Origin of the sequence: Haemophilus parainfluenzae (assembly GCF_014931375.1) — a bacterium.
Taxonomy (GTDB): Bacteria; Pseudomonadota; Gammaproteobacteria; order Enterobacterales; family Pasteurellaceae; genus Haemophilus_D.
Genome location: NZ_CP063117.1, coordinates 233,415 through 248,759, shown reverse-complemented (window position 1 = coordinate 248,759; position 15,345 = coordinate 233,415). Strand labels below are relative to the sequence as shown.

Sequence of the window (15,345 nt, the reverse complement as noted above, 5' to 3'; positions counted from 1 at the left end):
GCCATATTCATCAACAAGGGGGTATTATGGTTGCAGTTCGTGGTTCTCACTTATTAAATCCGCAAGATTTTGTGATCGAGCAATGGTGTTCGAGCCTTAAACTTCCTGCCGCCACTGAAAAATCCCTGATTGATGCCTGGTATTACGCTCAAGCTAAAATAGCTGAACACGCCGATAAAATGGAAAATGCAGTGCTCACATTGCAATCTGGTGTGGAAATGGTGGAAATTCTGCATGAAATGAATATGGACAGTGAGAGTTTGCTCACTGCGATGCTATTCCCATTAGTAGCCAACCAGCTCGTAGATTGGGAACAAATTCAAGAAGATTTTGGTCCTAAAATCACCAAATTACTCAAAGGTGTGGAAGAGATGGATAACATCCGTCAGCTCAACGCCAGTCATTCTGCCAATGCTTCCCAAGTGGATAATGTGCGCCGTATGCTCCTCGCGATGGTGGACGATTTCCGCTGTGTGATCATCAAACTTGCTGAACGTATTACGTTTCTTCGCGATGCGGAAAATCATTTTTGCGAAGAAGAAAAAGTGTTGGCAGCCAAAGAATGTTCCAATATTTATGCCCCGTTGGCGAACCGTTTAGGTATCGGTCAATTGAAATGGGAGCTTGAAGATTACTGCTTCCGTTATTTGCATCCAGAACAATATCGAAATATTGCCAAATTATTACATGAGCGCCGTTTAGATCGTGAGCAGTATATTGCAGATTTCGTCACAGAGTTAACCGGTTATTTAAAAGAAAATATCGACCAGGTTGAGGTTTACGGCCGTCCGAAACATATTTATAGCATTTGGCGAAAAATGCAAAAGAAACATTTGGAATTCAGTGGCTTATATGATGTCAGAGCGGTTAGGGTGATCGTACATAAATTGCAAGATTGTTATACGGCGCTCGGTATCGTCCACACACATTTCAAACACTTGCCAAAAGAATTTGATGATTATGTCGCCAACCCGAAACCAAATGGCTATCAATCCATTCATACTGTGGTGTTAGGCAAAGGTGGTAAGCCAATCGAAGTGCAAATTCGAACCCAGCAAATGCATGATGATGCGGAGCTTGGTGTAGCGGCTCACTGGAAATACAAAGAGGGTACGACAGGTAGCCTTTCCGCTTACGAAGAAAAAATCACTTGGTTGCGTAAATTACTTGCATGGCAAGATGATATTACGGATTCTGGCGAAGTGATGGCTGAATTACGTAGCCAAGTTTTTGATGATCGCGTATATGTGTTTACACCGAAAGGTGAAGTGGTTGATTTACCTGCGGGATCCACGCCTCTCGATTTTGCTTATGCGATCCACAGTGAGATTGGCCACCGTTGTATCGGGGCGAAAGTTGGGGGACGTATTGTGCCATTCACTTATCACCTGCAAATGGGTGAGCAAGTGGATATCATCACGCAGAAAAATCCTAACCCAAGCCGAGATTGGGTCAATCCGAACTTAGGCTTTACCCATACCTCAAAAGCGCGCGCCAAAATCCAAGCGTGGTTTAAGAAACAAGATCGTGATAAAAACGTTCCAGCGGGTAAAGAGCAGTTAGATAATGAACTTGCTCGTTTGAATATAAGTTTGAAACAGGTTGAGCAGCTTGCTTTGCCGCGTTATAACTTAAAAAACCTTGAAGATTTATACGCGGGTATTGGTAGTGGGGATATCCGTTTAAATCAGTTAATGAATTTCTTGCAAAGCCGATTGATCAAAGTGACGGCTGAAGAAGCAGATCAAGAAATTCTCCGTCATGTGGCGAGTAAAAGTGCAAATACTGCACAGCAAAAGGCGCAGCAGAAAGCCGAGCAACAACAGAATAAAGGCTATGTCATTGTTGAAGGGGTCGGTAATTTAATGCACCACATGGCACGTTGTTGTCAGCCAATTCCAGGTGATGCGATTGCAGGTTACATTACGATGGGACGAGGTATCTCAATTCATCGTTGCGATTGTGAACAGTTTATTGAATTACAAGCTGCCCATCCGGAACGTGTAGTAGAAGCCCTTTGGGGGGATAATTATGCGGCTGGTTTTCATATTAATATTCGCATTGTGGCCAGTGATCGTAACGGTTTATTGCGCGATATTACGACCGTGCTTGCAAATGAAAAAGTCAGCGTGTTAGGGGTTTCAAGCCGTGCAGACACCAAAAAACAAGTGGCAACGATGGACATGGAAATTGAACTGAAAAATGTCGAAAGTTTAAGTAAAATACTGGCCAGATTAGCGAAGTTAGACGACGTTATCGAAGCAAAACGTTTATAGATTACAACATAGGAACTTTTATGTATAAAACCACGGGATTAACCCATTTAATTAACTCTACAAAATATTCTTTACAAGGCTTAAAAAGTGCATTCAAAAATGAAACCGCATTTCGCCACGAATGTTTTCTTGCGTGCATTCTGATTCCGCTCGCATTTTGGCTGGGTGACACTAAAATTGAAATCGCACTTATGATTTCATCGGTTTTACTTGTGATGGCAGTAGAACTCTTAAATAGCGCCGTTGAAGCCGTGGTGGATCGCATTGGCACAGAACGACATGAGCTTTCAGGGAGAGCCAAAGACCAAGGCTCAGCAGCGGTATTCATTGCACTTTGCATTGTTGTCGTGGTTTGGGGAAGTATTTTATTTTTCTAAAGTGCGGTCAATTTTCAGTAATAATTTCGGCTTATGTGTTTTACATAAGCCGTTTTTGTTGGTGGAAGTCGGACAAGATTTTATTCCTCTACTTTTGCTGATATAAATAAGAAAGATTTTTGCATATTTATATCAACAGGAGGACGCTATGCCTACAGTCTCAGCCTTAGGTGCACTCATTGCACTCATTGTCGCTATTTTCCTTATTTTGAAAAAAGTCTCACCAGCCTATGGTATGTTAGTCGGGGCTTTAGTAGGGGGATTAGTTGGCGGCGCTGATTTATCTCAAACCGTGAGTCTCATGATCGGAGGCGCTCAAGGTATAACTACCGCAGTCATGCGAATTCTTGCAGCAGGGGTATTGGCGGGAGTACTGATTGAATCAGGTGCGGCTAATACCATTGCTGAAACCATTACAAACAAGTTAGGTGAAACCAGAGCATTATTAGCGTTAGCGTTGGCTACATTAATTTTAACCGCTGTTGGTGTATTTATTGATGTTGCCGTGATTACGGTCTCTCCAATTGCCTTAGCACTTGCTCGTCGTACTGACTTATCAAAACCCGCTATTCTCTTAGCGATGATTGGTGGGGGAAAAGCAGGAAACTTAATGTCACCTAATCCTAATGCGATTGCTGCAGCAGATACATTCCATCTTCCTTTAACGTCAGTGATGATGGCAGGGATTATCCCCGCTATTTTTGGCTTAATATTGACGTATTTCTTAGCAAAACGTTTAAGAAATAAAGGTTCGCGCGTTTCATCCCAAGAGGTTGTCGCGGTAGAAACACAGAATCTACCCTCATTTTTGACCGCACTTGTGGCACCTTTGGTTGCCATCTTCTTACTAGCACTTCGTCCGTTAGCCGATATTAAAGTCGATCCTTTAATCGCTTTACCACTTGGTGGTCTGATTGGCGCACTCTGTATGGGCAAGCTTCGCCACGCCAATAACTATGCGATTAGCGGTTTAGGGAAAATGGCTCCGGTGGCGATTATGCTACTTGGTACGGGAGCTTTAGCCGGTATTATTGCCAATTCCGGCATGAAAGATGTGCTCATTGAAGGCTTAAAACATTCGGGTTTACCTTCTTATATCCTTGCGCCAATTTCAGGTGCACTCATGTCGCTTGCGACGGCATCAACAACTGCAGGTACAGCTGTTGCTTCGAATGTGTTCAGTTCAACGCTATTAGAGTTGGGGGTGAGTAGTCTGGCAGGTGCTGCGATGATTCATGCGGGGGCGACAGTTTTCGATCATATGCCACATGGTTCTTTCTTCCATGCAACTGGTGGTAGCGTAAATATGGACATGAAAGAACGCTTAAAATTGATTCCTTATGAAAGTGCAGTGGGGTTAATTATGACCATTGTATCCACCTTAATTTTTGGTGTATTTAATTAGTTTAAGGAGAATATATGAAAATTGTCATTGCGCCTGATTCATTCAAAGAAAGTTTAACCGCACTTGAAGTGGCTAATGCGATTGAAACAGGCTTTAAGCGTATTTTTCCGAATGCTGAATATGTGAAATTACCAATGGCAGATGGGGGAGAGGGAACCGTACAATCTTTGGTAGATGCCACTCAGGGGCGCTTAATTGAGGCAGAAGTTACGGCACCGTTAGGCAACCAAGTAAAAAGTTTTTTCGGTTTATCAGGTGATGGTAAAACGGCGATTATCGAAATGGCAGCCGCATCGGGATTGCATCTTGTTCCGATGGATAAACGCAATCCTTGTCAAACCACCAGTTTTGGCACGGGTGAGCTGATTAAGCAAGCCCTAGATCTTGGCGTACAACATATCATTTTAGGGATTGGTGGGAGTGCTACAAATGACGGTGGTGCGGGTATGCTGCAAGCATTAGGCTTACGTTTATTGGATAAAAATGGGCAATCCATTGGCTTTGGTGGTACAGCATTATCTAATCTTGCTGAAATTCAACTGGCTGATTTAGATCCTCGATTGCAACACGTACAAATCGAAGTGGCTTGTGATGTGAATAATCCACTTTGTGGTGAACGAGGTGCCTCTGCAATTTTTGGCCCTCAAAAAGGTGCCACGCCTGAGATGGTGAAGGAACTCGATGCGGCATTAGCCCATTTCGCCGAAATTGCCGAGCGGGATTGTGGTAAAAAAATTCAAGATCAACCAGGGGCGGGGGCGGCCGGTGGTATGGGTGGTGGTTTATTGCTTTTACCTAATATGCAACTGAAAGCTGGTGTGCAGATCGTGTTAGATAATTTGAAACTCGCTGAGCAAGTTAAAGAGGCTGATTTAGTGATTACTGGTGAAGGCCGTATGGATGCGCAAAGTATCTTAGGTAAGACTCCAATCGGTGTGGCGCGCACGGCGAAACAATTTAATAAGCCAGTCATTGCGATTGTGGGTTGTTTGCGTGAGGATTATGAAGTGGTGTATGAACATGGCATTGACGCAGTATTTCCAATTATTCGTAATCTGGGTGATTTACCGACAATTCTCAAACAGGGCGAGCAGAATTTAATCTCAACAGCTCAAAATGTGGCGAGATTGTTGTCATTGAAATAAGCTTTTCATACTAAAGTGCGATCAAAAATAACGATAAATTTGACCGCACTTTTTTATTTTATCCCCTTGGATGAAATCTTTCATGAAGGTGTTTCAAGCGTTCTTTAGCCACGTGAGTATAAATTTGCGTGGTGGAGAGATCGCTGTGTCCGAGGAGCATTTGCACAACACGAAGATCCGCACCATGATTCACCAAATGTGTTGCAAAGGCATGACGGAGAACGTGTGGAGATAGCGCATCCGTATCGATTCCTGCTAACACGGCATAATGCTTTATACGATGCCAAAAGGTTTGGCGAGTCATTTGCTGAGCCCGTTGACTGGGAAAGACCACATCAGAACTTTGTCCATTGAGCAAAATAGGGCGACCGTAAAGCACAAATTGTCGCACCCAAAACGCTGCTTCTTCCCCCATTGGTACAATACGTTCCTTGTTGCCTTTACCAATTACACGTACCACGCCTTGTTGCAGATTCATATTTTCAATAGTGAGCGTGACCAATTCCGTGACACGTAATCCAGTGGCGTATAGCAATTCCAACATGGCTTTATCGCGTAACTCGAGCGGAATTTCGACATCAGGCGTATTTAATAAATCCGTGACTTGTTGCTCGGTTAAATACTTAGGTAAGCGGCTTGGCAATTTAGGTGAGCTCAGTACGGCACTCGGATCATCCGTACGATACTTTTCACGATATAAATATTGGAATAATTTCCGCATCGCGCTCAGCATTCGCGCTGTGCTCGTGGCTTTGTAACCTTGCTCTAAACGGCTGCCTAAAAATTGTTGTAGATCTAAGGGTTCGAGGGTTTCGAGGGATAAATTTTGTTTATCTAACCAATCACAAAGTGCGGTCAAATCGAGACGATAAGACTGCACGGTGTTTTCAGACAATCCTTTTTCGATCCAATATTCATTCAAGAACAAATCAACTAGCGTGAGGTTATTCATGTTTACACTCTATGTATCAAAAAAGCTTTCACGCCACGTGGGGTGATAAATAAGCCAACGAAGGCAAAGGCGGCCATTAAGCTAAAGGCATAAACTGGCGAAATCGGATAAAGTACACCAGAAAGCGCAGTGAAAATCGCAATGGCTGCACATCCCGCCAAGGCATTGTATAAGCCTTGTAATTTCGCAATATGGGTTTGTGGTTGAGTGGTGATATAACGCACGGTCGCGTAATGGCCGACGACATAAGTAAGACTGTGAAAACATTGCAATAGGACGATTTCAACAAAGGTATCGGCATAACCGAACGCGAGCCAACGCACGATAGCCGCAATACCGGTAAGATAGAAAAGGGCTGTAATGGTCCAGTTTTTGAATAATCGAGTGGAGAAGAAAAAGACCACGATTTCAGCTAATACACTGATTCCCCAAAATAAGCCTGCATCGGAAACGGAGTGGCCATGATTTGTCCAAAAAATGGTGCTGTATGAGTAATAAGCTGCGTGCGATCCTTGAATCAGTGCAATCGCAATAAACAAGCGAAGGGTAGTTTTATTTTTCAGCAAGTCTAAAAATCCAACGGAATTTTCGACCGCACTTTGGGATTCATCCTGCGGCATTGGGTTCGGATGAAGTAATTGCACAATACAGTAAAAAACGAGTATGCCTGTGATCATCCAAGTAATATATTGCTCACCCACGAGTCCAACAAAATACCCGAATACCATCACACCAACAACAAACGCAAAGGAACCAATTAAGCGCGCTTTGCCATAATCTAAATGAATTTGTTGTTGCCACGTGCTGGCGAGGCTATCACCAATCGGCATTCCGGCCGCATTCACCATGGAATACAACGCAAGTCCAATAAATAATAGCCAGAAATTGTGCGACATCAGTCCAATTAAGGCCATCGTAATGGCACTGGCCACACCTAAATAACGTAAGCCATTTACTAAGAGGGAAACACGTTTGATTAAGCCAGAAAATAAAATACCGCCGCTGAAACGGAAAATGTAGGCACAGGCGAGCAATAAGCCGATGCTTTCTTCGCTATAAGATTGCGTTTTCAACCATGCAGGGAAAAGCGGAAGAAACACACCATAGGCACAATAGTAGCCAAAAAAGCTCAAAGCGAGCCAAGTAAAAGGACGAACTTGCATTAGAATAATTTTTCCATTTCTTGTGAGCGTGCCACGCAGGCCTGCATCGCTTGTTTAATGATGTCGTTAAATTGGTGTTGATTGAATACATTTAATGCGGCTGCAGTAGTGCCGCCTTTTGAGGTCACATTTTCTCGTAATGTGGAAAGCGAAGTCTGTGGGTTTTCAATCACCAACTTCGCTGAGCCTAACATAGCTTGTTGTACTAGCTCACGCGATTGCTTTTCATCTAATCCCATTTCCATTAGGCCTTGTTGCATGGCTTCTAAAAATTGGAAGAAGTAGGCTGGGCTACTGCCAGATGCAGCGGTGACAGCATGCATTTGAGCTTCATTTGTCACCCAAGTGGTTTTCCCTACAGCTGAAAGTAAATCTTCCGCAAAAGTGCGGTCAATTTCAGGTGTGTTTTTATCAGCAAATAAGCCAGCCATACCTTCACCCACTAATGCAGGGGTATTTGGCATCACGCGTACAATGGATTTTGCTGTTGGAATGAGTTCAGCTAATCGGGCAGTCGAAATTCCTGCTGCAATAGAAATAATTAATTTATCAGAGAAATCAACCGCACTTAATGGCTTACAAACATCAGCAAGAACTTGTGGCTTAACGGCAAATAACACAACTTGAGATTGTATGATGGATTGCTCGTTGTCTGTCGAAACGGCGATGCCATATTGAGCAAAAAAGGCACGTTTCTCTTCATTAGGATCATTAACAATAATTTGGTCGGCTGGATAACCTTGTTTTAATAGGCCTAACACAATCGCTTGTGCCATATTGCCACCGCCGATGAAGGCAATTAATTTCTGTTGCATCATTTTTTCCCGTGAGTTTATGGGCTACAATGTTGCATATTTTACCCTATTATGAAGGAAGTGTTACGATGTGGTTTAAAAATTTAATGTCATATAGGCTGACGAAGCCCTTAGATTGGGATCTTAATGAATTACAACGCCAGTTGTCAGATTGTGAATTTCATCCTTGTGGTTCACAAGATCAAAGTAAATTCGGCTGGACGAATCCCTTGAAAGGTAGCGAATTATTGCATTTTTCTGTCGGTAAACACATTTTATTGGTTGCGAAAAAAGAAGAGAAAATGTTGCCGGCGAATGTGGTAAAACGTGAATTAGATGAACGCATTGAAAGCCTTGAGCAAAAAGAAAACCGTAAATTGAAGAAAACGGAAAAACAAACGTTAAAAGATGATGTGGTGATGAATTTATTGCCACGCGCATTCACTAAAAATCAGCAAACTTCTGTATGGATTGATACGGAGAACAACCTTGTGCATGTCGATGCGGCATCCAGTAAACGAGCAGAAGATGCCTTGGCGTTATTACGTAAATCACTTGGTTCGTTACCGGTTGTGCCGTTGGCATTTGCAAATGAACCTTCGACCATTTTAACGGATTGGATTGTGCAGGAAAAAATTCCGCATTGGTTGGTGGCGTTAGAGGAGGCTGAACTTCGTGGAAGCCAAGAAGACAGCATGATTCGTTGTAAGAAACAACCTTTAGAAAATGAAGAGATTCTCGCGCTTTTACAAGATGGTAAAAAAGTGGTGAGCAAGCTCGCATTGGAGTGGGAAGATACGCTGACGTTTGTATTTAATGAAGATTGTACGCTCAAACGTTTAAAATTTGCCGATGCAGTGCGTGAGAAAAATGCGGATATTTTAAAAGAAGATTATGCGCAACGCTTTGATGCTGATTTTGTATTAATGACAGGCATTTTATCCAAGTTAACCGAAAACTTGCTTGATGAATTCGGTGGCGAGAAAGTCAGATTAGGCTAGTTTTAATCATGAAATAAAAAGGCGAACATGATGTTCGCCTTTTGTTTGTTTAAAAGTGCGGTCAAATTTCCGCACGTTTTTAATTAGTGTGTGCTTGTACTGGTTGTGGTACGGTTTGCACGTTTACGATCGTTTTCCGTTAAGAGTTTTTTACGGATACGGATTGATTCTGGTGTTACTTCCACTAACTCGTCATCATCGATAAACTCGATAGCTTGTTCAAGTGTAAATTTCACCGGCGTAGTTAAGACGATGGCATCATCTTTACCTGATGCGCGCATATTGGTAAGTTTTTTACCTTGTAAACAGTTAACAGTTAAGTCATTTGTACGGCTGTGAATACCGATGATTTGACCTTCGTAAACTTCTACGTTGGCTTCGATCATTAATTTACCACGCTCTTGTAAACCAAATAGTGCATAAGCAAGTGCTTTACCGGTTGCGTTAGAAATTAATACACCGTTTTTACGTTGGCCGATTTCACCTGGTTTGATGTCATCGTAGTGATCGAAACTAGAGTAAAGTAAACCAGTACCAGATGTCATAGTCATGAATTCACCACGGAAACCGATCAAGCCACGGCTTGGGATGATGTATTCTAAACGTACACGACCTTTGCCATCCGGCATCATGTCGCGAACTTCACCTTTACGGATACCTAATGCTTCCATAACAGAACCTTGGTGTTGTTCTTCTACGTCGATAGTCACTTGTTCGTAAGGCTCTTGTTTTTTGCCGTTGATTTCACGGTAGATTACTTTAGGACGAGAAACCGCAAGCTCATAGCCTTCACGACGCATATTTTCAATTAATACAGAAAGGTGTAATTCACCACGGCCAGAAACACGGAATTCATCTGGGTTTGGCGTTTCTTCTACGCGTAATGCCACGTTGTGAACTAATTCTTTGTTTAAACGTTCAAGAATTTGACGAGAAGTCACATATTTACCTTCTTGACCCGCAAACGGTGAAGTATTTACACAGAAGAACATGGTGACAGTCGGTTCATCAACAGTTAATGACGGTAAGGCTTCAACGGCGTTGATATCACAAATAGTATCCGAGATATTTAATTCACCTAAACCGGTAATCGCGATGATATCGCCTGCGTAAGCAACATCTTCTTCATAACGTTGTAAACCAAGATGACCTAATACTTGACCCACACGACCTTGGCGAGTTTTACCTTCGCCATCAATGATAGTCACAGGCTGATTTGGTTTGATTGAACCACGTTTGATACGGCCGATACCGATAACACCCACATAGCTGTTATAGTCTAGTTGGGAAATTTGCATTTGGAATGGGGCATCAAGTTCCACTTTTGGCGGTTCAACGTGTTGAACAATCGCTTCAAATAACGGCGTCATATCTTCCGCTAATTCTTCGTGTTCGAGACCCGCAACACCATTTAATGCTGAAGCATAGATAATTGGGAAGTCTAGTTGCTCATCGGTTGCGCCAAGGTTGACGAATAAATCGAATACTTGATCCACAACCCAATCAGGACGCGCGCCTGGACGGTCAACTTTGTTGATAACTACAATTGGTTTTAAACCGTGAGCAAAGGCTTTTTGGGTCACGAAACGTGTTTGTGGCATTGGGCCATCAAAAGCATCTACCACTAAAAGTACAGAATCCACCATAGAAAGTACACGTTCTACTTCACCACCGAAGTCGGCATGTCCTGGAGTATCTACGATGTTAATGCGATAGCCATTCCAGTTAATTGCAGTATTTTTTGCAAGAATGGTAATGCCACGTTCTTTTTCAAGATCGTTTGAGTCCATTACGCGTTCATCAACATCACCACGAGTTGATTCAAATGTACCGGATTGTTGAAGGAGTTTGTCAACGAGGGTGGTTTTACCATGGTCAACGTGAGCGATAATTGCGATATTGCGCAATTTATTAATATCAATGTCGTTTTTCATTTATTACGTTCTTAAAGTTTAAGTTTTGTAGGGTGGAATTTTTATGCCACCGAATAGTCCAAGTAGTTTGAATTAGTGAGTAAACCCACTCTACGAGAATCTCGAAAGGGCAAAAATTATACACGATATTTCGCTGCTCTGCTATGCCAAGACATAAAATAAATCTTATGAAAAAGGCAAGCGATTGCGTTATAATGCTCTTTTAATTTTTATAAAGATTATACACATAGCAAAATAGAGGACTCCTTATGCCAAATGCAAATGCAATTGCCAACGTATTTAAACTGATCGAAGAGAACGATATTAAGTTCGTGCTACTTCGTTTCACCGACATTAAAGGTAAAGAACATGGTGTTTCCATCCCGGTTAGCCTTGTCGATGAAGATATGTTTGAAGATGGCAAAATGTTCGATGGCTCTTCTGTTGAAGGTTGGAAAACCATTAACAAAGCCGATATGCTTTTAATGCCAATCGCTGAGACTGCAGTAGTCGATCCATTTGCGCAGATCCCAACACTTTCAATTCGTTGTAGCGTTTATGAGCCAACAACCATGCAAAGCTATGATCGTGATCCGCGCTCAATCGCTATTCGAGCAGAAAATTATATGCGTTCAACAGGCGTTGCAGATCAGGCATTCTTTGGTCCTGAGCCAGAGTTCTTCTTATTTGATGATGTGCGTTTTGATGTATCAATGAACCGTGCTTCTTTCGCCATTGATGACATTGAAGCCGCTTGGAACACCAATAAAAAATACGAAGGCGGCAACAATGCTTATCGTCCATTGAAGAAAGGTGGTTATTGTGCGGTGGCACCAATTGATACAGCTCATGATATTCGTTCTGAAATGTGTTTAATTTTAGAAGAAATGGGCTTAGTCATCGAAGCTCATCACCATGAAGTGGCAACAGCAGGTCAAAACGAAATTGCAACGAAATTCAACAGCTTAACCTTAAAAGCAGATGAAACACAAATCTATAAATATGTGGTGCAAAACGTTGCCTTAGAACACGGTAAAACCGCTTGCTTTATGCCTAAACCAATTACGGGTGATAATGGTTCTGGTATGCACTGTAATATGTCATTAAGCAAAGACGGTAAAAACATTTTCCAAGGTGATAAATATGCGGGGCTTTCTGAAACCGCGCTTTATTACATCGGCGGTATCATTAAGCATGCAAAAGCATTAAATGCGTTCACCAACCCAAGTACTAACTCATACAAACGTTTAGTGCCTGGTTTTGAAGCACCAGTATTGTTGGCTTATTCTGCAAGTAACCGTTCAGCTTCAATTCGTATTCCGGCAGTAACTAGCCCGAAAGCAATCCGCATTGAGGCGCGTTTCCCAGATCCGATGGCAAATCCATATCTTGCTTTCGCTGCATTATTAATGGCAGGTCTTGATGGTGTTGTGAACAAAATTCATCCAGGCGATGCAATGGATAAAAATCTTTATGATCTTCCACCGGAAGAATTAAAAGATATTCCAGCAGTCGCGAGCTCGCTAGAAGAAGCGTTGAATTCATTAGAAAAAGATTATGAATTCTTAACGCAAGGTGGTGTGTTTGCGAAAGACTTTATCGAAGCATTTATGAATATTAAACGTAAAGAAGTAGAACGTTTAAATATGACACCACATCCGGTTGAGTTTGAGATGTATTATGCATAATCATAAACAACAGAATTTAAGTTGTTGAACAAGAAAAGTGCGGTTATTTTTGACCGCACTTTTTGTATGTGTATATTGTATTTAATTCGTGTATAATCGAAATCCGATTATAGATAGGACTAGATTATGCTAAATAAATTTGTAGGCAAATTTCGCCGATTTTATGCATTCGATGAACTTTTAAAACAACTTATCATAAGAGATGTAAAACTCAAGTACCGCCGCAGTTATTTGGGGTATCTATGGAGTATTTTGAACCCATTAATGTTAATGATGGTTCTTGTCGTTATTTTTTCTAATCTATTTCGTTTTGACATTCCTAATTTTCCACTTTATCTGATCTCGGGACAATTTCTTTTTAGTTTCATGACTGAGGCAACAAATATGTCCGTTTCTTCAATTACAGGAAATGCTTCCTTGATCAAAAAAACGTATGTGCCAAAGTATATTTTCACAGTTTCTAAAGTTGGAAGCTCATTAGTAAATTTACTTTTCTCACTTGGTGCTTTATTGCTAGTTATGGTTTTTACTAATGCTGAGTTTTCTTGGAATCTTTTATTTTTTCCAATAATTATTTTTGAGGTTTTTATCTTTAGCCTCGGACTAGGTTTATGGCTTTCAGCGATAACAGTATTTTTCCGAGATGTTCAATATTTGTGGGGGGTATTTATTTCAATGTGGATGTACCTTACTCCACTATTTTACCCTGTATCTATTATTCCCGAGGAATACCAAGAGTTATACAAAAATGCAAATCCAATGTATGGCTATATCGAGCAATTTAGAGATATTGTTTTACATGCAAGATTCCCACAAACTGATTCGATTCTAATCGGTTTTGGTACGGCTATTTTGGTTCTTGTCCTTGGGGCTTGGTATTTTAATAAAAAACAAGACGAGTTTATTTTATATATCTAATGAATAAAGAAACAGTAATTAAAGTCACTAATGCTACGGTGCGTTTTAATAAAGCAACCGAACAATATAATGGCTTAAAAGAGTATGTGATTAAAATGCTAAAGGGGGAACTTATGTTCCAAGAGTTTTTAGCATTAAAAGATGTTAATCTTGAAGTGAAGAAAGGTGAGTCTTGGGGATTAATTGGTACCAATGGTTCTGGTAAGTCGACTCTTTTAAAGTTAATTTGTGGTATTTTAAAACCCTATAAAGGTACTGTAGAGGTGCGCGGTAATATTGCGCCATTGATTGAGTTAGGGGCTGGTTTTGATGGTGAGCTGACTGCAAGAGAAAATATTTATCTTAATGGAGCATTACTTGGTCATAAAAAGGCTTTTATGGCGCAACATTTTGATGAGATTATTGAGTTTGCGGAACTGCAAGATTTTGTAGATGTACCACTTAAAAACTTTTCATCAGGTATGGCTGCGAGACTTGGATTTGCTGTTGCAACGATTGTGAAACCAGAAATCTTAATTGTGGATGAAGTATTGGCTGTGGGCGATGCAGCATTCCAAGAAAAATGTAAGCTTCGTATGGAGAAAATGCTTTCAGATGGAACAACACTTTTATTTGTTTCGCATTCTATTGAACAGGTAAAAGAGCTTTGTCAGAATGTTATTTGGATTGATAAAGGTATCGTAAAGGCAGTGGGGAAGGCAGAGGATGTGATTCCGCTATATGCAGAGTAGTGTGAGCCTTACTTAAATAAAAAAGCAGTTGATATATTGGTATTATGATTAAAGAAATTCAAGGCTTAAGGGCCATTGCAATTATAATGGTCTTAGTAGTTCATGGGCTGGCTATTGTTCCTCCAAGTTGGCAAGATTATGTTATAAAGCTTCAGCGTTTATTCTTTACCTCTACAGGGGTAGAGATTTTTTTTGTACTTGCTGGATATTTTCTCATTTATTCTTTAGAGCGTTTTTTAAAAGCATCAGCTGAAAAAGAAATTGGGAAGGTTGAAACTCTTTTGATGTTTCTAGTAAAAAAATTTAAGAGATTAGCTCCAAATGTTTATTTTTGGGCTAGCATTATCTTTATTTTTGGGTTGTTAAGTAAAAATCAATATCCATGGCAAGACTCAATAATTGAAACAAAGAAATTCCTGTCTACTATTATGTTTCTTCGTAATTTTACAGAAACAACGGATGTTGGTTGGTTTGGGGTGTACTGGGCTGTCTCGCTTGAGTTGCAAGTGTTTATTTTATTCTCAATTATATATGTTTTTTTAGGTAAAAGGGTTTCTATATATTTAAGTTTGTTTTTTATTTTTTTTGATGACCTTTTTTAGATTTGGTGGGGCAGATTATGTGTATTTGTTTAGGTTTGATTCTATATTATATGGTGTAATTATATTTTACCTTTTACAGCATGTTCCACAATCTAAATTAAAAGAGATTTTTAGAGTTAGTATATTTTGGAAAACTATTATTTCTTTGTCTCTAGTAATTATTCTTTCTGGAGTGCTAAGAGTTTTTTCTGAATATCCTAATCTTAATATTAGTATATCTGCAATGATTGCTAGTATCATGGTGTTGTTAGCTATAAGTGGTAATGGATATTTTTATATTGATTTAAAATATATTAATAAAAGTATTGATTGGATAGCTAGTCGTTCTTATTCAATTTATTGCTCTCATATGTTTTCTTGGTTTCTAGTGAAAGAGGTAT

Annotated in this window: 13 protein-coding genes; 9 read left to right on the top strand and 4 right to left on the bottom strand. The window is 40.6% G+C overall.

The features are described 5' to 3' along the window. Positions 1-26: 26 nt before the first annotated feature. The 4 genes from relA (at position 27) to INP95_RS01190 (ending at position 5,203) form a co-directional block, all read left to right on the top strand. On the top strand, positions 27-2,276 hold the full coding sequence (relA, locus tag INP95_RS01205; RefSeq protein ID WP_070590111.1) for a GTP diphosphokinase: 2,250 nt from the start codon (positions 27-29) through the stop codon (positions 2,274-2,276). 20 nt (positions 2,277-2,296) lie between these two features. Beyond that, positions 2,297-2,653 carry a diacylglycerol kinase gene (locus INP95_RS01200; RefSeq protein ID WP_049364783.1) on the top strand — a complete coding sequence of 119 codons (357 nt, stop codon included), beginning with the start codon at positions 2,297-2,299 and terminating at the stop codon, positions 2,651-2,653. 148 nt (positions 2,654-2,801) lie between these two features. Next, positions 2,802-4,058 (top strand): GntP family permease, encoded by a 1,257-nt coding sequence (locus tag INP95_RS01195; RefSeq protein ID WP_197560737.1) that lies wholly within the window; start codon positions 2,802-2,804, stop codon positions 4,056-4,058. Positions 4,059-4,072: 14 nt separating this feature from the next. Further along, on the top strand, positions 4,073-5,203 hold the full coding sequence (locus INP95_RS01190) for a glycerate kinase (RefSeq protein WP_197560736.1): 1,131 nt from the start codon (positions 4,073-4,075) through the stop codon (positions 5,201-5,203). 58 nt (positions 5,204-5,261) lie between these two features. Here the strand turns inward: INP95_RS01190 and xerD are convergent, their stop codons facing one another. Genes xerD through proC form a run of 3 tightly spaced genes read right to left on the bottom strand, consistent with a single transcriptional unit; the run spans position 5,262 to position 8,133 of the window. Then, complete coding sequence (gene xerD, locus INP95_RS01185) at positions 5,262-6,155, bottom strand: site-specific tyrosine recombinase XerD (protein WP_005698164.1); 894 nt, start codon at positions 6,153-6,155, stop codon at positions 5,262-5,264. A gap of 2 nt (positions 6,156-6,157) precedes the next feature. Next, on the bottom strand, positions 6,158-7,318 hold the full coding sequence (locus tag INP95_RS01180) for a 3-phenylpropionate MFS transporter (protein ID WP_197560735.1): 1,161 nt from the start codon (positions 7,316-7,318) through the stop codon (positions 6,158-6,160). Continuing rightward, a complete protein-coding gene (proC, locus tag INP95_RS01175) occupies positions 7,318-8,133 on the bottom strand; it encodes a pyrroline-5-carboxylate reductase (protein ID WP_070590125.1) in 816 nt (271 codons plus the stop codon). The genes INP95_RS01180 and proC overlap by 1 nt, the downstream gene beginning before the upstream one ends. Positions 8,134-8,201: 68 nt before the next feature. Between proC and rdgC the strand changes: the two genes are divergently transcribed. Further along, on the top strand, positions 8,202-9,113 hold the full coding sequence (gene rdgC, locus INP95_RS01170; protein WP_197560734.1) for a recombination-associated protein RdgC: 912 nt from the start codon (positions 8,202-8,204) through the stop codon (positions 9,111-9,113). Between the two features lie 83 nt (positions 9,114-9,196). Here the strand turns inward: rdgC and typA are convergent, their stop codons facing one another. Further along, positions 9,197-11,047 carry a translational GTPase TypA gene (gene typA, locus INP95_RS01165; RefSeq protein ID WP_014064214.1) on the bottom strand — a complete coding sequence of 617 codons (1,851 nt, stop codon included), beginning with the start codon at positions 11,045-11,047 and terminating at the stop codon, positions 9,197-9,199. Between the two features lie 248 nt (positions 11,048-11,295). Here typA and glnA point away from each other — a divergent pair, with 248 nt between their 5' ends. The 4 genes from glnA to INP95_RS01145 all read left to right on the top strand — a co-directional run bounded on the left by glnA (position 11,296) and on the right by INP95_RS01145 (position 14,965). Then, complete coding sequence (gene glnA / locus INP95_RS01160) at positions 11,296-12,714, top strand: glutamate--ammonia ligase (RefSeq protein WP_197560733.1); 1,419 nt, start codon at positions 11,296-11,298, stop codon at positions 12,712-12,714. Positions 12,715-12,840: 126 nt separating this feature from the next. Beyond that, positions 12,841-13,632, top strand: a complete 792-nt coding sequence (locus tag INP95_RS01155; protein WP_197560732.1) for an ABC transporter permease — start codon at positions 12,841-12,843, stop codon at positions 13,630-13,632. Continuing rightward, positions 13,632-14,363, top strand: a complete 732-nt coding sequence (locus INP95_RS01150; protein WP_197560731.1) for an ABC transporter ATP-binding protein — start codon at positions 13,632-13,634, stop codon at positions 14,361-14,363. The genes INP95_RS01155 and INP95_RS01150 overlap by 1 nt, the downstream gene beginning before the upstream one ends. Positions 14,364-14,407: 44 nt before the next feature. Continuing rightward, the gene (locus INP95_RS01145) at positions 14,408-14,965 is read left to right on the top strand and encodes an acyltransferase family protein (protein ID WP_197560730.1); all 558 of its coding nucleotides are present in this window, start codon (positions 14,408-14,410) and stop codon (positions 14,963-14,965) included. The last annotated feature ends 380 nt before the right edge of the window (positions 14,966-15,345 follow it).